The sequence below is a fragment of the Pseudoduganella sp. GW821-FHT05F09 genome (assembly GCF_059419605.1).
The window spans coordinates 546,043-562,696 of sequence record NZ_JBWKSD010000004.1 but is presented as its reverse complement, the minus strand read 5'-3'; the positions used below and the strand labels follow the sequence as shown (position 1 = coordinate 562,696).

Sequence of the window (16,654 nt, the reverse complement as noted above, 5' to 3'; positions counted from 1 at the left end):
GGCGGGTGTATTGGGCCCGCTAAATGCCGCGCTTGATCTTCAGGTTGGTGTCCGCAGGCATCAAGCCCAGGCGCCGGCCGTGGTGTTTCATGAACACCCAGCTGTTGCGTTCGTGCACAAAAATGGCGGAATCGCTGGACGTGTGGTTGTCGTGCACGCGGAACTCGCTGAGCAGGTCGGCCAGGAACACGCATTCGCCGCGCCCCAGCAGGTGCAGATACAGCGCCACGTCGCCCGCGCCCTGGATCTCAAAGCCGCTGAAGCTCATCACCGTGGGCGCCATGGTCAGCGCGTCGGCGCGCCGCAGCATCACCGACGACGGCGGGCCGATGAAGTTGCGGCCGGTGGCCAGCGTGAAGGCCGCCATGCTCAGGCCGCTGATTTCGCAGCTGGCATTGGCCGCCGCCAGCGTCTGCTCCTCAAAGCGCTCGCCGGCCGCGTTGATGGTGTAGCGGCGCGAAATGAGCAGCGCCGCGTCCGGACAGGCTTGCATGCCCTGCACCATGCGCTCCACGCAATGCGGCAGCAGCACGTCGTCGTCGTACAGCGGCTTGACCAGTTCCCCGCGCGCCTCGCGGATGCCGCGGGTTACGCTGTGCCCTTCGCCCAGGCGCGGCGTGTTCTTCAGATAGCGCACGCGCCCGGCGCCGGTGCTGGCCTCGATCAGCTGGCGGATCTCGTCGTTGTCGCTGTCGTCCAGCACGATGATCTCGATATTGCCGTAGGTCTGGGCCAGCGCGCTGCTCAAGGCGGCCTCGAAATAGCGCGCGCGGTAGCCGGGTATCACGATGCTGACCAGCGGATTGGCGCCCAGCACCGGCTTGTGCGGCGAGAACTCCATGATCAGCTGGCCGGGCGAGCCGGCCGCCTGCCCGGCCAGCGGCGCCATGCCGCTTTCGCCGGGCGCGCGCCGCACCGCGCCGTCCAGGCCGGCCAGCATGGCGGCGCGCGCCAGGTCCTGCGCGTTGTAAATCCACTGCCGCCCTTCCAGGCGCATTTGCAGGTTCAGGGCCTCGGCCGCGTTGTTGATCCACTGGTGCGCAGCCGCGCCGGGCGCGCTTTGCGCGGCGAAAATGGCCTGCATGGCGTCCAGGTCCGGCGTGGCGATGCGCAGCACGGCGCCGCGCGCCAGCACCCGGCGGCACTCGCGCAGGAACAGCAGTCCCTGCTCCTGGCTCAGGTATTCGAGATGGTTCTCGCAGTGGATGCCGGCGATGCTGTTGTCGGCAAACGGCAGGCCTTGCGACAGGTCCACTTGCAGGTCCGCGCCGGGGCCCTGGAATACCGACACGAAGCCGGCCAGGGCGGCATGGCCGGCCCCGATGTTTAGGAAGTGTTGCGTCATATCAGGCTGCGGCGCAGCGTCGGGCTGTTGAAGAGGGTACGACCTTATGCAATCTGGCGGGCAATGTCAATCATGCTGACGCTGCTGCAACAAGCATGGCGCAGCCGCTGCGCCAGCGGGTAGAATGGCTGGCACGTCCCATCAACCATAAGGAAGACTAGTCCCTTTCCGCCAGCGGCAGGGCGTCGACACCCAACCATGAAATATTGCGTCATCTGCAAGCAGGACGTTGCCCAATTTTTGCCCTATAAAAACGGCTCCGCCGACGCGCCGCCGGCGCAGAAAGCGCTGCAATGCGTCGGTTCCGACGTCGACAACTTCGCCTGTCCGCATTGCCGCAGCACCGACCGCGAGCGCCACCTGTTCATCTACCTGAGCCTGCCCAACACCCTGGACAAGATACGCGGCGGCAAAGTGCTGCACTTTGCGCCGGAGCGCTATGTGCGCATGCTGGTTGAAGCCCAGCAGCCGCAAGAATACGTGATGGCCGACATGTTCCCGCGCGACCCGGCGGTACGGCAGATCAATATGCAGGACCGGTACGGCAGATCAATATGCAGGACATCAGCTTCCCGGACAGCTATTTCGACGCCGTTATCGCCAACCACGTGCTGGAACACGTCAGCGACGACACCGAGGCCATCGGCGAAGTGACGCGCGTGCTCAAGCCGGGCGGCATCGCGATCCTGCAAACGCCGTATTCGGCGCTGCTGCCCAGCTCCATCGGCGAACTGACGCCCTCCTCGCCCGTGACCCGCGACATCCTGTTCGGCGAACCGGACCATATGCGCTTGTACGGCCTGGACGTGTTTGACCGCATCGCCGCGTCCGGCCTGCAGTTTATCGGCGGCAGCCACGCCAGCCTGGGCATCCAGATCGACTCCGCCCACCTGGGCGTGAACGGCGCGGAGCCCTTCTTCCTGTTCCGGAAACTATAAAACGGCGCCGGCCGCGCGCAGCGCCACCTGCTGCGCCTGCCTGTAGCCGCGCCGCCGCAATTCGGCGCCGTTCTCGCTGCACCAGTTCATGGCCTCGTGCAGCGCCGCGCCGGACGGCGCCGCCAGCTGCGCGCCGGGCTGCTGTTCCAGCAGCTCGGCCAGGCGGCCCTGGCGCACGCCCAGCAGGTAGACGCCGCAGGCCATGGCCGCAGCGGCGGCGGCCAGCGCATAGTCCTGTTCCGAGGTCAGCAGCAGCACATCGATGGACTGGAAGAAGGCGGCGGCCTCGGCCGGTCCCGCCTGCTCGTCCAGGATGGCCATCTGATGCCGGCTGCCCATGGCGGGAATCAGCAGGCTGTTCACCTCGTCGGTCCGCTTGGGCACCGTGCCCACCCAGCCGAAACGCACCGGGCCTTCGCGGTAGGCGTCCACATGGAAGGCGGCGAAGTCGACGCGGCGCGCGAACTCGGCCAGCAGCGCTCCGCGCGCATGGCCTGCCGGCGTCGCGGCGTCCGCATCCGCCAGCGCCGCGCGGACCTGCCGCATGCGCTCAACCAGGGCCGCGCCCGGCTCGAAGGAGCGCTGCAGGCGGCCGGTTTCGATCAGGTCCATCCAGCCGCGCAACACCACCGGCCAGGCATAGCATTCGCTCCAGTGCGCATGGCTGACTTCGCCCAGCTCCTTGCGCAGCGCGGGCTGCGCGGCCAGTTGCCGCAGGCGCGGCATAAAGCCGGGCAGGTCCGTGATGAAGCCGCCCAGGTGGTCGTTGGCGGCGCCGCATTGCGGCGTGGCCAGCCAGGGCTTGCCGTGCGACATGGCCTCCAGCAGGGTGATGGGCGAGCCCTCGCCGTGCGAGGCCAGCACCACCACGTCCGCCGCGCGCATGGCGGCCGAAACCCATTCCGGCGGCAGGCCGGGGATGTATTTGATTTCCGGGCGGCTGGCCAGCTTGGCCTGCACCGCCTCCACGCAGTCGGTGGCGCCGGTGGGCGTGCCTATCATCACCAGCTGCCAGTTGTCCGGCATGCCGGCCAGGGCGTCGATCAGGCCGACGTGGTTCTTCACCCAGTACAGATTGGCCACATGCAGTATCACGAAGCGGTCGGCCGGAATGCCGAGCTGCTGGCGGAAGTCGCCCGCCGGCACGGCCTGGCTGCTGGCGTTGGGCAGGTAGACCGGCTCCACGCCGGCTTCGCGCATGAAGCGGTGGTCCGGACCGCTCTTGGTCATGGTCAGCGCGGCGGTGGACGACTTCAGGATGGCGGCCAGGCGCTGGCGGAAGTCCTGGTTGTCCTTCCAGCGCGCGTAGCCGTCCTCGTTGATGATGGGCTGCACCAGCACGCGGGTGTGCGCCGGCGGCGCGAGCTGCTCCACGCTCCACACGATATTGCCCAGCGGGTCCTGGATCAGCAAGCAGCAGTCGTAGACGCCGGACGCCACCGCCGCGCGGATGGCGTGCTGGAAGGCCGGCATGTCCACGCTGATGATGGCAACGCCCTCATGGCTGTCCGCGCTGCGCCCGGGGAAGGCCAGCGTCATCACGCTGACGTCGTAGCCGGCCGCCGCGAGTTCGCCGCCCAGCTGCCCCATGCTGGTCTCCAGCCCCCCGATGGAAGGCCAGAAATGGCTGCAGGCGATCAGTATCTTTTTTGGCATCGAGATCGCTGTCAAGCCTCCATGGCCAGGCGCAGCTCCTCCATGGTGGCGCGCAGGCGCGCGTTGTAGCGCGCCATGGAGTCGTCCATCTGGTGGTTGGTGTTGAAGCCGGTCCACCATTCCTCTTCGCGGATGGCGGCGGCGCTGGCGTCGGCGTGGCCGCTGGCGCGCTTGTGCTTCTCGTAGTATTCCCGGCTCTGGCAGACGTAGTGGTTCATGCGGAACTGGCGGTAGCTCGGCACGTAGTCCGGCATGAAGCCCCAGGTGATGGGCCGCATCTGCTCGTCGACGGTGCCGCCCGGCGTGGCGAACACGTGGCCGCTGGACGAGATCGCCACCTGCTGGCGGCCCTTGACCAGGCTTTTCACGCGGCTGTGCGCGTAGAAGCTGTCCTCGGCGCGCATGCGGAAGTTCTCGGTGATCAGGCCTTCCGGTTCGGCCACGTGGCCGGAGCTGCCGTAATTGACGTTGTAGACGCCGAGCGCCGACGCAGGCATGCTGTCGTACTGCCACAGCGCTTCCTGCATGGTGTAGGCCTTGGTCGGGAAGAGGAATTCGTCGCCGTCGATGAAGCCCATCCAGTCGACTTCGTTCATATAGTTCTGGCAGGCGTGCTGGTAGGCCTGCAGCTGGATGCGGTCGCCCGGCGCGGGCAAGGCGATGACATTGATATCGAGCCGCTTTTTCAGCTTCAGCAGGATCTCTACCGTGTCGTCCTGGCACATGTGCGCATAAAAGTAGAACTTGCGGAAGCCAACCAGGTAATGGAACGCAAACCACTCCAGCAGCCAGGGGCCGCGGTCCCGTTGGATGGTAACTAGCCCTAATATCATTCCCGACCTTCCCTGGCCCTATAGCCTTATAGCAACACAGACCATTGTACGAGTCGCCAATTCGGCTGGTCAAGCGCTAATCGGCGTGGGCTACGCCGCAAATTCGCTTGACAAGCGGGAAGCTGCTCCCTTACATTAAAGCCCATGTTCCCGCATCCGCACCTATCCGCTTTCCTGCTGCCGGCTCCTAGCGCCCTATCGCTAGCGCTGCGCCTACTAGCACGCGCCTGATTTTACCCAGAATCAACGCACGTCTCAGTTGTACCCCTGCCAGCCACAAGCTGCGCAAGTCTCCCCAAAATCAGGAAAGTTTGCACCGATGTCCACCACGGCTATTCACACGCACCGTAGCACCGCACGCACCGCCCACGCCATTGCGCCTGCGCTGCTACTGCTATCGCTACCGACCGGTTGCCAGGCCTAGCGTCACGTGGCCCGCCCGGCAGCCCACGCCACATCGAATGCGCTTTACCTTCCCAAAATTCAGAAGACTCAGGAGTACCACATGATGTTGCAAAACCCAGCAGCGAAATACCGCGCCTTCCCGGCTGTCCAATTGACCGACCGCACCTGGCCGAACGCCGTCATCAGCAAGCCGCCTATCTGGATGAGCACCGACCTGCGCGACGGCAACCAGGCGCTGATCGAGCCCATGAGCCCGGAGAAAAAGCTGCGCTTCTTTGAAATGCTGATCAAGATCGGCATCAAGGAAATCGAAGTGGGCTTCCCTTCGGCCTCGCAGACCGACTTCGACTTCGTGCGCAAGCTGATCGACGAAGACCGCATTCCGGACGACGTCACCATCATCGTGCTGACCCAGTCGCGTGAAGAACTGATACGCCGCACCGTGGAAGCGGCGGCGGGCGCCAAGCGCGCCATCGTCCACCTGTACAACTCGGTGGCGCCGGTGTTCCGCAAGGTGGTGTTCGGCATGTCGCGCGAAGAGATCACCAATATCGCCACCACCGGCACCACGCTGGTGAAAGAGCTGGTGGCCCAGCACCCGCAGACCGACTGGGGCTTTGAATACACGCCGGAATCGTTCTCCACCACGGAGCTCGATTTCTCCAAGCATATCTGCGACGCTGTTTCCGCCATCTGGAAACCGACCCCGCAGAAGAAAATGATCATCAACATGCCATCGACGGTGGAGTGCAGCACGCCCAACGTGTATGCCGACCAGATCGAATGGATGTCGCGCAAGCTGGAGCGCCGCGATTCCCTGATCCTGTCCGTGCACCCGCATAACGACCGCGGCACCGCCATCGCCGCCGCCGAACTGGCCGTCATGGCCGGCGCCGACCGCGTGGAAGGCTGCCTGTTCGGCAACGGCGAGCGCACCGGCAACGTCGACCTGGTGACGCTGGCATTGAACCTGTACACCCAGGGCGTGCACCCGGGCCTGGACTTCTCCGACATCGACAGCGTGCGCAAGCTGGTCGAGGAGTGCAACCAGTTGCCGGTGCACCCGCGCCACCCTTACGTGGGCGACCTGGTGTTCACCGCCTTCTCCGGCTCGCACCAGGACGCGATCAAGAAGGGCTTCGCCAAGCAGCAGCCGGGCCAGCCGTGGGAAATCCCCTACCTGCCGATCGACCCGCAAGACCTGGGCCGCAGCTACGACGCGGTGATCCGCGTGAACAGCCAGTCCGGCAAGGGCGGCATGGCCTATCTGCTCGAGCAGGACTTCGGCCTGGTGCTGCCGCGCCGCCTGCAGATTGAGTTCAGCCGCGCCGTGCAGGCCGTGGCCGACCAGACCGGCCTGGAGATCACCTCCGAAGGCATCCACCAGATCTTCAGCCAGGAATACCTGGAGCAGACCGCGCCTTACGCCTACAGCTCGCACAAGATGCAGGAAGACACCACCAGCGACGAGCCGGTGCAGATCGACATCGCCCTCAGCCACCGCGGCGCCAGCATGGCGCTGCAAGGCGGCGGCAACGGCCCGATCGACGCCTTCGTCGACGCGCTCGGCCTGGACATCAAGCTGATGGACTACCACGAGCACTCGATCGGCTCGGGCGCCAACGCCAAGGCGGCCTGCTATGTTGAGCTGCGCCTGGAAAACGGCCCTACCCTGTTCGGCGCCGGCATCGACAGCAACATCGTCACCGCCTCCTTCAAGGCCGTGCTGAGCGCCGTCAACCGCCAGATCAAGCAGCGCGAAACTGCCTCCGCCCCGGCGGACGCCGGCGCCGCCGCTTAAAAAAACGTCCCGGCCAGCCGCCGCCAGAGCCGGATATTGAAGGGCGCCCCACGAGGGCGCCCTTGTACCTTTATCGTCAAGGTCGACGTGGGCGGCCGCCAGCTCAATCTGTACTGCACCGGCAAGGGCACGCCCACCGTGCTGTTCGAGGCCGACGCCGGCCGCGCGGGCTGGGACTTCAGCGACCCGGCCACGCGCGCCGCCTCGGTGGGCAACGCCAGCCGGGATTTGAATTTCCTGATCAAGAACGCGCGCATCGACGGCCCTGTGGTGCTGGTGGGCGCAGGCTTCGGCGCCATGGTGGCGCAGCAGTTCGCCGCCCGCCCGCGCGGCGGCATCGCCGGCCTGGTGCTGGTGGAGCCGCCGCAGGACGAGGCCCTGGCGGCACCGCAAGCTGCCGCCCTCGACGCCGCGCTGGCCTGCCTGGACGCCGCCAGCAGCGGCAAGATAGCCGCGGCGCCGGCCTGCGCCTACGCCCCCGGCGGCGAAACCGGCGCCAAGCTGGCTGCAGCACAGGCGGCGCAAATCGCCAAGCCGGCCTACTGGCGCTCGCGCGCCTCCGAAATCGACAACCTGCCCGCCGGCGCCGGCCAGCTGCGCGCTGCGCGCAAAACCTTCGGCGACCTGCCGCTGGTGGTGCTGGCTCGCAGCGAGGCTGCGCAGTCGGCCGCAGCGCAGCATCTGGCCGGCCTGTCCACGCGCGGGCGCAGCGTGGCGATGCCGGACACCGGCCAGCCCATCCTGTTCGCGCAGCCCGAAGCCGTCACCGCTGCGGTGCTGCAGGTCCTGCAGGTTCTGGAGGCGGCGGAAAAACCACAGCCCTGAAACGCCGGACAACGGCCGCCGCCTGTTTCCGGCAGTCCCACATATTTGTTGCTATACTATTTTTGCACTGCAACATTTTGGAGGATGGCATGAAACTGGCGAATCTGAACATCGGCGCCCGGCTTGGCCTGGGTTTTGGCATGGTACTGCTGCTGATGGCGGTGCTGATCGGCATAGGCCTGCAGCGCCTGGCGCAAATTGGCGAGCTGAACGGCACCATGGTGGACCAGGACTGGCGCAAGGCCGACGCCGCCGCCATCATCGCCGCCACCACGCGCGCCAACTCGGCGCTGGTGCTGGAAATGTTCATCGCCACCGACAAGGCGGCCGAAGCGCGCATCCTGGCGCAGATCGACGCCAACAAGAAAATCATCTCCGCCGAACTGGAAGTGCTGGGCAAACTGGTCTTCCGCGAGGACGGCAAGGCGCTGCTGGCGGCCATCCAGGCCCAGCGCGCGCAATACGTGCAGTCCTTCAGCAAAGTGGCAAAACTGCTGGCCGACGGCCAGCGCGACGAAGCCGCGCAGTTCATGCGCAGCGACACCCTGCCCGCGCTGGGCAATCTGCAAAACAGCGTCAAGCAGCTGAACGACTTGCAGCGCAGCATCGTCGTTGAGCACAGCGGCCAGGTGAAAGACAACATCGGCACGGCGGGCCGCATGATGGCCGGCCTGGGCGCGCTGGCGCTGCTGCTGGGCGTGGCCTTCGCCTGGCGCGTCACCCGCTCCATCACCACCCCTATCGGCCATGCGCTGCAAGTGGCGCGCGCCGTGGCGGCGGGCGACCTGACCAGCCAGATCAAGGCCGACACGCGCTGCGAAGCCGGCCAGCTGCTGGGGGCGCTGGGTGAAATGAACAGCAGCCTGGCGCGCATCGTCGGCCAGGTGCGCAGCGGCACGGGCGCCATCGCCAGCGCCTCCAGCCAGATCGCCAGCGGCAATATGGACTTGTCCTCGCGCACCGAGGCGCAGGCCAGCGCGCTGGAGCAAACCGCCTCGTCGATGATAGAACTGACCACCACCGTGCGCAACAACAGCGACAATGCGCGCCAGGCCAACGAACTGGCGCGCAGCGCTTCGGCCGTGGCGCAGCGCGGCGGCAGCGTGGTGTCGCAAGTGGTCGACACCATGGGCTCGATCAACGCGTCCTCGCGCAAGATCGTGGACATTATCGCCGTCATCGACGGCATCGCCTTCCAGACCAACATCCTGGCCCTGAACGCGGCGGTTGAAGCGGCGCGCGCGGGCGAACAGGGGCGCGGCTTCGCCGTGGTGGCGTCCGAAGTGCGCAACCTGGCGCAGCGCTCGGCCAGCGCCGCCAAGGAAATCAAGGAGCTGATCGCCGACTCGGTCGAGAAGGTCGACGCCGGCGCCAGGCTGGTGGAACAGGCCGGCAGCACCATGGACGAAGTGGTGGCCAGCGTCCAGCGCGTGAGCGACATCGTGGGCGAAATCACGCTCGCCAACCACGAGCAGACCGACGGCATCGAGCAGATCAACGTCGCCATTTCGCAAATGGACCAGACCACGCAACAGAACGCCGCGCTGGTGGAGGAAGCCGCCGCCGCAGCGGCCGCCATGCAGGACCAGGCCGGCGCGCTGAAAGAGGTGGTCAGCCAGTTCCGCCTGGGCGGGCGCATTATCGTCGCATAGAGGGGAAATACGCCCCGCGCGCTGGTATCCCCCTGCCCGGCCTGTTATACTCAAAAGCAAGAGTCTGGCTGGGCAATCCATGCTGCAAGGACGAGTCCGAACACGCCGGCCGCCAGCTCAACCCTCATATAAGGAAGAGTCCATGTCTCTCAACGACCAGATGCCAAGCATTGAGCAGTTCATCCAGCAATTCCTGATTGCTGTCGATTTCCAGGCACCCGTCGAGCTGACGGCCGAGACCACGCTGCAAAGCCTGCCCGAATGGGATTCGCTGGCCTCGCTGGGCGTCATCGTCATGTTCGATTCGGAGTACAACAAGTCCATCTCCGGCAGCGAGATCAAGAAGTGCGCCACCATCGGCGACTTGTACAAGCTGCTCGGCTAAGCAGGCATGGGGCAGTCAACTCTGCACAAGGTGCGCTTTGCCGGCATGGCCACCTGCGTGCCCAAGCGCATCGTCGATAATATTGAAGATGCTCCGCCGCACTTGCGCTCCGAGCGCGAGCGCCTGGTGCGCAATATCGGCATCCAGAAGCGCCGCCTGTGCCCGGAATGGCAGTGCTTTTCCGACCTCGCGTTCGACGCCGCCGAAGCCCTGCTGGCCGACCTGGCCTGGCAGCGCGACGAGATCGACGCGCTGATCGTGGTCACGCAGTCGCCGGATTACCTCACGCCGGCCACCGCCATCATCCTGCAGGACCGCCTCGGCCTGCCCCAGACCACCATCGCCTTCGACGTGAACCTGGGCTGCTCTGGCTATCCTTTCGGCCTGCAGATCCTGGGCAGCCTGATCGCTTCGGGCGCCGTCAAAAAAGGCTTGCTGCTGGTGGGCGACCGTGGCGGTTCCGTGCGCGACCCGCTGTTCTCCGACGCCGGCACGGCCACCGCGCTGGAATACAATGCGGACGCCGCGCCCATGTACTTCGACCTGAACAGCGACGGCAGCGGCCACAAAGTCCTGATGACGCCGGTTGGCGGCCACCGCGACCCGGTCCGCCTGCAGCACCTGATCGGCTATCGCGACGAGAACGGCTTCGAGCGTTCGCCGCTGGAGCCGGTGCTCGACGGCACTGCCGTGCTGAGCTTTGCCACGCAGCGCATTCCGCCGGCGGTCGAACGGCTGATGGCCTATGCCAACATGGACAAGGACGCCATCGATTACTTCGTGTTCCACCAGGCCAACCGCATGATCAACGAAACCATACGCAAGAAGCTGGGCCTGGCGGTGGAGAAAACGCCGTCCTCGCTGCAGGACTTCGGCAACACCAACGGCGCCTCCCTGCCTGTGACGCTGACCTCGCGCCTGCACGCAACGCTGGACCAGGCCAAACACCGCGTGCTGATGTGCGGCTTCGGCGTCGGCCTGTCCTGGGGCAGCGTGATTGTCGATATTGAATCGGCCCGCTTCCCTGCCCTGATCGAATCATGACCGCACCCAAGCAATTTTCACTGAGCGGCAAGCGCGTCCTGGTGACGGGCGCTTCGTCCGGCATCGGCCGCCAGGTCGCGCTGAGCTGTGCGCAAGCGGGCGCCACCGTGATCCTGACTGGCCGCGACGAAACCCGGCTGCGCGAGGCGCTGGCCGAACTCGGCGGCGGCGCGCACGCGCAGTTCGCCTGCGACCTGAACGACGACGCCGGCGTCAAGGCGCTGGCGCATCAGGCCGGAACGATAGACGGCGTGGTGCACTGCGCGGGCGTGGCGATGTCGGTGCCGCTGCGCATGGCCTCGCGCGAGCATATCGAAAACATGTTCCGCATTAACACCGTCGCCCCCATGCTGCTGACCCAGCAACTGCTGCTGCGCAACGCCATCAACACCGGCGGGTCCATCGTCTTCATCTCCTCCATCTCGGCCACCGCGATCGGGGTGCCGGGGATTTCGGCCTACAGCGGCAGCAAGGCGGGGCTGGAAAGCATGGCGCGCTGCCTGTCGATGGAAGTGGCCAAGCGCAAGATCCGCGTCAACTGCCTCGCGCCCGGCTTTGTCGAAACGCCGATGCTGCAGCGCGGACGCGAGCACATGCTGGACGCCGTGGAAGACACGGCGCTGCGCTATCCCCTGGGCATAGGGCAGCCCGAAGACGTGGCCAACGCGGCCATCTTTTTCCTGTCGCAGGCCAGCCGCTGGATCACGGGGACCTCCCTCGTGCTCGACGGCGGCCACACGGTGCGCTGAGCCATGGCGCGTGAACGACTTGTCATCGTCGGTGCGGGCGGACTCGGCCGCATTCTGCATGATCTGCTCTCCAAGGACGCCGGCTTGATGGCGCAGGCCGATGTGGCCGGCTTTCTCGATACGCGGGCCGACCCGGGCCTGCCGCAAGGACTGGATTGCCCGGTGCTCGGCAGCCCGCTCAACTACCAGGCCCAGCCGGGCGAGGTGTTCGTGCCCGCAGTCGGCGATCCGGGCATGCGCAAGCAGCTGGTCGAGCCATTGCGGCAACAGGACGCGGCCTTCCTCGGCTATACGGACCGGGCCACCATAGGCGCGCGCACGCAAATGGGCGACGGCGTGTTCATGATGCCCGGCGTGGCGGTGGGAACCGATTGCAGCATAGGCGCTTTCGCCTTCCTGGACACGGCCTCCATCATCGGACACGACACCGCCATCGGCGATTACTGCATGATAGGCGCGATGACCTTCATCGCCGGCGGCGTCAGCATCGGCGACGGCGTCACCATCCACCCGCGCGCCGTCATTGCCAAGGGCGTGCGGATAGGCGAAGGGGCGACCATCGGCATCGGCTCGGTGGTGGTGAAGGACGTGCCGCCGGCCGTCACGGTGTTCGGCAACCCGGCCCGCATCATTTAAGGTATTCCACAATGGCAAATCTGACCTTCTCCAATTACCGCATTGCCGCCATCGCCAGCAGTGTGCCCAAGGATTTGCGTTCGAGCCATTCCTTTGCCGACAAATACGGCAGCAGCTACGTCGAGAAAATCATCAAGGCCGTGGGCGTGCTGCAAGGCTATGTGGCCGATGAAAAAACCACCACCTCGGACCTGTGCGAACACGCCGCCAATACGGTGATCAACGGGCTCGGCATCGCGCGCGATTCCATCGACGTGCTGCTGTTCGTCAGCCAGACGCCGGACTACGTCGCACCCTCGACCGCCTGCGTGTTGCAGGAGCGCCTGGGCTTGTCCGTCGACTGCATGGCCTACGACATCAACCTGGCGTGCTCGGGATTCGTGTACGGGCTCAACGCCGCGCTGTCCTATCTGAGCAACAGCGGCATCAACCGGGTGCTGCTGCTGTGCGGCGACACCGTGAGCAAGCACTGCTCGCCGGAGGACAAGGGCCTGGTGATGCTGTCCTGCGACGCGGGCTCGGCCATACTGATTGACAAGGACACGGCCAGCACCGCCCCGGCTTACTTCAAGCTCAGGACGATAGGTTCCGGCTACCGCGCCTTGATCGTTCCCTACGGCGGCTACCGGCACCGCGTCGGCTCGTCCGAGCGCACCCTGCGTGAACCGGATGTGTCACGCTGCGACTACGACGGCTATATGAACGGCGCCGACGTGTTCCGCTTCTCCATCACGGAAGTGCCCAAGCTGGTCAAGGACTTCAAGGCCGATTTCGGCATCGACTACGACAAGATCGACCGCCATGTGCTACACCAGGCGAATATCTTCATCATGAAAAATGTGGCCAAGCGCGTCGGCATCGTGGAAGACAAAATGCCGGTCAGCATAGACCGCTACGGCAACACCGGCGCGGCCACCATCCCCCTGACCATATGCGACTGGTACGCCAGGGATGCCGATGGCGTGGCGAACGAAACGATATCGGTGTGCGGATTCGGCATCGGCCTGTCGCTGGGGGTGGGCGTCGTCACCCTGGACAACACCAGGGTCTTCAAGATCGGCACCTGCACCTCCTACTTCGAAGACGATATCGACAATCTTCACAGCGAAACCGGCACCCTGGTCAATCTTTAACGCCGCGCCAGGCGTATGCCGGTGAACTGCCAGCGCGCGCCGGCCGGGAAGAAGTTGCGGTAGCTGGCGCGCGCGTGCCCGGCCGGCGTGGCGCAAGACGAGCCGCGCAGCACATACTGGTTCAGCATGAATTTGCCGTTGTATTCGCCCAGCGCGCCGGGAGCGGTCTCGTAGCCGGGATATGGCGCGTAGCTGCTGCTGGTCCATTGCCAGCAATGCCCGAACATCTGCCTCAGCCCGCCCTGCTCCTGTGCCGGGTGCTGCGCGGCGAACTCCCACTCGCCCTCCGTCGGCAAGCGCGCGCCGCACCAATGGGCGTAGGCGTCCGCCTCGAACAGCGACAAATGCGTGGCCGGAGCGTCCAGGTCCAGCGCCTGCAATCCCGCCAGCGTGAACTCCTGCCACTGCCCCTCCGCCTCGCCGCGCCGCCAGTACATCGGCATGCGCAAACCCTGGGTGCAAACCCAGTCCCAGCCCTCGGCCAGCCACAGCGACGCGGTCTCGTAGCCGCCCGCCTCGATGAAGGCGAGGTACTCGCGGTTGCTCACCAGCCGCGAAGCCAGCGCGAACGGCGCCACATACTGGCGGTGGCGCGGCAGTTCGTTGTCGAAGCAAAAACCGTCGCCGCCGTAGCCGATATCGGCCAGCCCGCCGTCGAAGGCCACCCACTCCAGCGCGCCGGCGTCGCTGCGGGCCCCGGCCTGCTGCGCATACGCCGGCTGCAAAGGATTCTGCGCCAGCAAATGCTTTACGTCCGTCAGCATCAGCTCCTGGTGCTGCTGCTCGTGCTCCAGGCCCAGCGTGGCCAGCATCTCGAGCTGCGCGCGCTGCGCCCCATCCAGCGCGAGGCCGAACAGGCGAGCCATGCGCGCGTCCACATTGGCGCGGAAAGCCTTGACCTCGGCCAGCGAGGGCCGCGTGAGCAGGCCGCGCTGCGGGCGCGGGTGCTTTTCGCATATGCCGTTGTAATAGGAATTGAACAGCACCCGGAACGCCGGATGGAAGGGCTCGAAGTCCGCCTCCATGCGCTCCAGGATAAAGGTCTCGAAGAACCAGGTGGTATGCGCCAGGTGCCATTTGATGGGGCTCGCGTCCGCCATGGACTGGGCGCAGCAATCCTCGTCCGACAAGGGCTCGGCCAGCGCCAGCGAGTGTTCGCGCACCGAGTTGTAGCGCGCAATCCAGTGCGCGGGGCCGCTCATTTGCATGGTTTATTCACCTATTCACCTATCGCCCGGGCGTGCACCACGGCGTACCATTCCGCGCCGTCGGTCCAGGTATGCGTGGCGGCGAAGCCGGCTTCCTGCAGCAGGTCGATGAAGCCGCGCCGCGTATATTTGTAGCTGTCCTCGGTGTGGATGCGCTCGCCGCGCGCGAAGTGGCGCTCGTAGCGCTCGCGCCCCTCGGCCGGCCAGCTCACCGTCAACGCCTCGCGCGCCTCCAGGTGCATTTCCACCCTGCTCTCTTCCGCATTGAAGAAGGCGCGGTGCTGCCACTGCGCGACGTCGAAATCGGAACCTGTCAGGTGGTTCAGGTGACGCAGCATGTTCAGGTTGAAGGACGCCGTGACGCCGATCGCGTCGTCATACGCCGCGTCCAGCACGGCGCCGTCCTTGACCAGGTCCACGCCTATCAGCAGGCCGCCGTCGCCCTGCTCGTTGGCGCGCATGCGGCGCAGGAAGGCGATCGCCTCGTACGGCGCGAAATTGCCTATCGACGAACCAGGGTAGAAGAAAACGCGCCGCTCGGGCCGCACGCTGGCGGGCAAATGGAAGCTGCGCGAGAAATCCAGCCCCAGCGCCGTCATTTCTATGTGCGGGAAACGCTGCTGCAGCCGGCTCACCGCCTCGTTCAGGAAGTCGCGCGAAATGTCGATCGGCACGTACTGCGCCGGGTGCAGCAGCGGGAACAGGCTGGCCGCCTTGGCGCAATTGCCCGCGCCGAGGTCAATCAGCGTGGAGCCCAGCCCCACCGCCTGGGCAATTTCGCCGCCGTAGCGCTCAAAGATGGACGCTTCGGTGCGCGTGGGATAGTATTCGGGCAGTTCGCAAATTGCTTCGAACAGCTTGGAACCCAGACTGTCATATAAATACTTGGGCGAAGTGGCCGCGCGCTCCGCCAGCAAGCCGCTGCCGATTTCGGCGATGGTGGCCGGGCTGCCGGCAGGAACGCTGGCTGGCCGGCTGCTAATCTCGGGCGAAATCACGCGGATGGCCGCGGTACGGGACATAGGCATAGTGTGCTCAGGCAAGTTGATCGGCTATCACCGCCGCTGCTGCCGATGACAGATTTGCTATCATAGCTGAATATCAAACACGGGGTGCCACGCTACGCCAGCCCCACCTGCAACCATTCATTCTTTACAAGGCCTGTCCATGAAATTTTCTCCCCTGAAACTCGTCCAATCCCTGATGGCCGCCGGCATGCTGTTCGCCGCCGCCCAGGCGCCTGCCCAGCAAGTGCTGCGCGTGTCCGCCATTCCGGACGAAGCGCCGACCGAACTGCAGCGCAAGTTCAAGCCGCTGGGCGAGTACCTGGAGAAGAAACTGAACATGAAGGTCGAGTTCACCCCGGTGACCGACTACGCCGCCTCGGTGGAAGGCCTGATCAACCACAAGCTGGACATGGTGTGGTTCGGCGGCTTCACCTTCGTGCAAGCCAAGGACCGCAGCAAGGGCCAGGTGGTGCCGCTGGTGCAGCGCGCCGAGGACGAGAAATTCCGCTCGGTGTTCGTCACCACCAGCAAAACCATCAACAAGCTCGATGACCTGAAAGGCAAGACCCTGAGCTTCGGCTCCGAGTCGTCCACCTCCGGCCACCTGATGCCGCGCTCCTTCCTGCTGGGCGCGAAGATCAATCCGGACACCGACCTGAAACGCATCGCCTTCTCCGGCGCGCACGACGCCACGGTGGCGGCGGTTGCCGGCGGCAAGGTGGATGCAGGCGCGCTGAACATCTCGGTATGGGAAAAGCTGGTGGCCGAGAAGAAGGTCGATCCGGCCGCCGTGCGCGTGTTCTACACCACCCCCGGCTACTACGACTACAACTGGACCGTGCGCGCCGACATGAACCCGGAACTGAAGAAGAAGATCACCGACGCCTTCCTGGCGCTGGATCCTTCCAAGCCGGAAGACAAGGCCATCCTGGACCTGCAGCGCGCCTCCAGGTTCATTCCGACCAAGGCCGAGAACTACACCGCCATCGAAGCTGCTGCCGTCAACGCGGGCCTGCTGAAGAAATAAGCTGAAGAGT

General features: G+C 65.5%; 14 protein-coding genes and 1 pseudogene. 10 read left to right on the top strand and 5 right to left on the bottom strand.

Going from position 1 to position 16,654, the window contains the following annotated elements; genetic code table 11:
* Positions 1-19: 19 nt before the first annotated feature.
* Positions 20-1,345: a glycosyltransferase gene (locus tag AC07S4_RS16150; protein ID WP_494987611.1), complete on the bottom strand. Its 1,326-nt coding sequence runs from the start codon at positions 1,343-1,345 to the stop codon at positions 20-22.
* A gap of 476 nt (positions 1,346-1,821) precedes the next feature.
* Here AC07S4_RS16150 and AC07S4_RS16145 point away from each other — a divergent pair, with 476 nt between their 5' ends.
* Positions 1,822-2,283, top strand: coding sequence for a methyltransferase domain-containing protein (locus tag AC07S4_RS16145; protein WP_494987753.1), 462 nt, complete (start codon positions 1,822-1,824; stop codon positions 2,281-2,283).
* A 777-nt stretch (positions 2,284-3,060) separates the two neighbouring features.
* Here the strand turns inward: AC07S4_RS16145 and AC07S4_RS16140 are convergent.
* Positions 3,061-3,483: pseudogene (locus tag AC07S4_RS16140) on the bottom strand (glycosyltransferase family 4 protein); the annotation flags it as partial.
* A 467-nt stretch (positions 3,484-3,950) separates the two neighbouring features.
* On the bottom strand, positions 3,951-4,772 hold the full coding sequence (locus AC07S4_RS16135; protein WP_494987610.1) for a glycosyltransferase family 2 protein: 822 nt from the start codon (positions 4,770-4,772) through the stop codon (positions 3,951-3,953).
* Positions 4,773-5,277: 505 nt separating this feature from the next.
* On the opposite strand from AC07S4_RS16135, the gene leuA reads away from it, so the two are divergent.
* The 8 genes from leuA to AC07S4_RS16095 all read left to right on the top strand — a co-directional run bounded on the left by leuA (position 5,278) and on the right by AC07S4_RS16095 (position 13,402).
* The gene (leuA, locus tag AC07S4_RS16130; protein ID WP_494987609.1) at positions 5,278-6,978 is read left to right on the top strand and encodes a 2-isopropylmalate synthase; all 1,701 of its coding nucleotides are present in this window, start codon (positions 5,278-5,280) and stop codon (positions 6,976-6,978) included.
* A gap of 36 nt (positions 6,979-7,014) precedes the next feature.
* A complete protein-coding gene (locus AC07S4_RS16125; protein WP_494987608.1) occupies positions 7,015-7,803 on the top strand; it encodes an alpha/beta fold hydrolase in 789 nt (262 codons plus the stop codon).
* Positions 7,804-7,892: 89 nt separating this feature from the next.
* Positions 7,893-9,455, top strand: coding sequence for a methyl-accepting chemotaxis protein (locus AC07S4_RS16120; RefSeq protein WP_494987607.1), 1,563 nt, complete (start codon positions 7,893-7,895; stop codon positions 9,453-9,455).
* 142 nt (positions 9,456-9,597) lie between these two features.
* The gene (locus AC07S4_RS16115; RefSeq protein ID WP_494987606.1) at positions 9,598-9,840 is read left to right on the top strand and encodes an acyl carrier protein; all 243 of its coding nucleotides are present in this window, start codon (positions 9,598-9,600) and stop codon (positions 9,838-9,840) included.
* Between the two features lie 6 nt (positions 9,841-9,846).
* Entirely contained in the window at positions 9,847-10,884 is a 1,038-nt protein-coding gene (locus AC07S4_RS16110) for a ketoacyl-ACP synthase III (protein WP_494987605.1), read from the top strand.
* A complete protein-coding gene (locus tag AC07S4_RS16105) occupies positions 10,881-11,633 on the top strand; it encodes an SDR family NAD(P)-dependent oxidoreductase (RefSeq protein WP_494987604.1) in 753 nt (250 codons plus the stop codon). Before AC07S4_RS16110 ends, AC07S4_RS16105 begins: the two co-directional genes overlap by 4 nt.
* 3 nt (positions 11,634-11,636) lie before the next feature.
* On the top strand, positions 11,637-12,269 hold the full coding sequence (locus AC07S4_RS16100; protein WP_494987603.1) for an acetyltransferase: 633 nt from the start codon (positions 11,637-11,639) through the stop codon (positions 12,267-12,269).
* A gap of 11 nt (positions 12,270-12,280) precedes the next feature.
* Positions 12,281-13,402 (top strand): 3-oxoacyl-ACP synthase III family protein, encoded by a 1,122-nt coding sequence (locus AC07S4_RS16095; RefSeq protein ID WP_494987602.1) that lies wholly within the window; start codon positions 12,281-12,283, stop codon positions 13,400-13,402.
* Here the strand turns inward: AC07S4_RS16095 and egtB are convergent.
* Both egtB and egtD read right to left on the bottom strand, forming a co-directional pair.
* The gene (gene egtB, locus AC07S4_RS16090; protein ID WP_494987601.1) at positions 13,399-14,610 is read right to left on the bottom strand and encodes an ergothioneine biosynthesis protein EgtB; all 1,212 of its coding nucleotides are present in this window, start codon (positions 14,608-14,610) and stop codon (positions 13,399-13,401) included. The genes AC07S4_RS16095 and egtB overlap by 4 nt on opposite strands.
* Before the next feature lie 11 nt (positions 14,611-14,621).
* Entirely contained in the window at positions 14,622-15,632 is a 1,011-nt protein-coding gene (gene egtD / locus AC07S4_RS16085; RefSeq protein ID WP_494987600.1) for an L-histidine N(alpha)-methyltransferase, read from the bottom strand.
* A 145-nt stretch (positions 15,633-15,777) separates the two neighbouring features.
* Here egtD and AC07S4_RS16080 point away from each other — a divergent pair, with 145 nt between their 5' ends.
* A complete protein-coding gene (locus AC07S4_RS16080) occupies positions 15,778-16,644 on the top strand; it encodes a putative selenate ABC transporter substrate-binding protein (protein ID WP_494987599.1) in 867 nt (288 codons plus the stop codon).
* The last annotated feature ends 10 nt before the right edge of the window (positions 16,645-16,654 follow it).

What these genes read in the sequence shown, in the direction of transcription:
- AC07S4_RS16105 (WP_494987604.1), top strand. Translation starts at nt 10,881, where the DNA reads ATGACCGCACCCAAGCAATTTTCACTGAGCGGCAAGCGCGTCCTGGTG.
- AC07S4_RS16100 (WP_494987603.1), top strand. Translation starts at nt 11,637, where the DNA reads ATGGCGCGTGAACGACTTGTCATCGTCGGTGCGGGCGGACTCGGCCGC.
- AC07S4_RS16080 (WP_494987599.1), top strand. Translation starts at nt 15,778, where the DNA reads ATGAAATTTTCTCCCCTGAAACTCGTCCAATCCCTGATGGCCGCCGGC.
- AC07S4_RS16150 (WP_494987611.1), bottom strand. Translation starts at nt 1,345, where the DNA reads ATGACGCAACACTTCCTAAACATCGGGGCCGGCCATGCCGCCCTGGCC.
- AC07S4_RS16135 (WP_494987610.1), bottom strand. Translation starts at nt 4,772, where the DNA reads ATGATATTAGGGCTAGTTACCATCCAACGGGACCGCGGCCCCTGGCTG.
- leuA (WP_494987609.1), top strand. Translation starts at nt 5,278, where the DNA reads ATGATGTTGCAAAACCCAGCAGCGAAATACCGCGCCTTCCCGGCTGTC.
- egtD (WP_494987600.1), bottom strand. Translation starts at nt 15,632, where the DNA reads ATGTCCCGTACCGCGGCCATCCGCGTGATTTCGCCCGAGATTAGCAGC.
- AC07S4_RS16110 (WP_494987605.1), top strand. Translation starts at nt 9,847, where the DNA reads ATGGGGCAGTCAACTCTGCACAAGGTGCGCTTTGCCGGCATGGCCACC.
- AC07S4_RS16115 (WP_494987606.1), top strand. Translation starts at nt 9,598, where the DNA reads ATGTCTCTCAACGACCAGATGCCAAGCATTGAGCAGTTCATCCAGCAA.
- egtB (WP_494987601.1), bottom strand. Translation starts at nt 14,610, where the DNA reads ATGCAAATGAGCGGCCCCGCGCACTGGATTGCGCGCTACAACTCGGTG.
- AC07S4_RS16095 (WP_494987602.1), top strand. Translation starts at nt 12,281, where the DNA reads ATGGCAAATCTGACCTTCTCCAATTACCGCATTGCCGCCATCGCCAGC.
- AC07S4_RS16120 (WP_494987607.1), top strand. Translation starts at nt 7,893, where the DNA reads ATGAAACTGGCGAATCTGAACATCGGCGCCCGGCTTGGCCTGGGTTTT.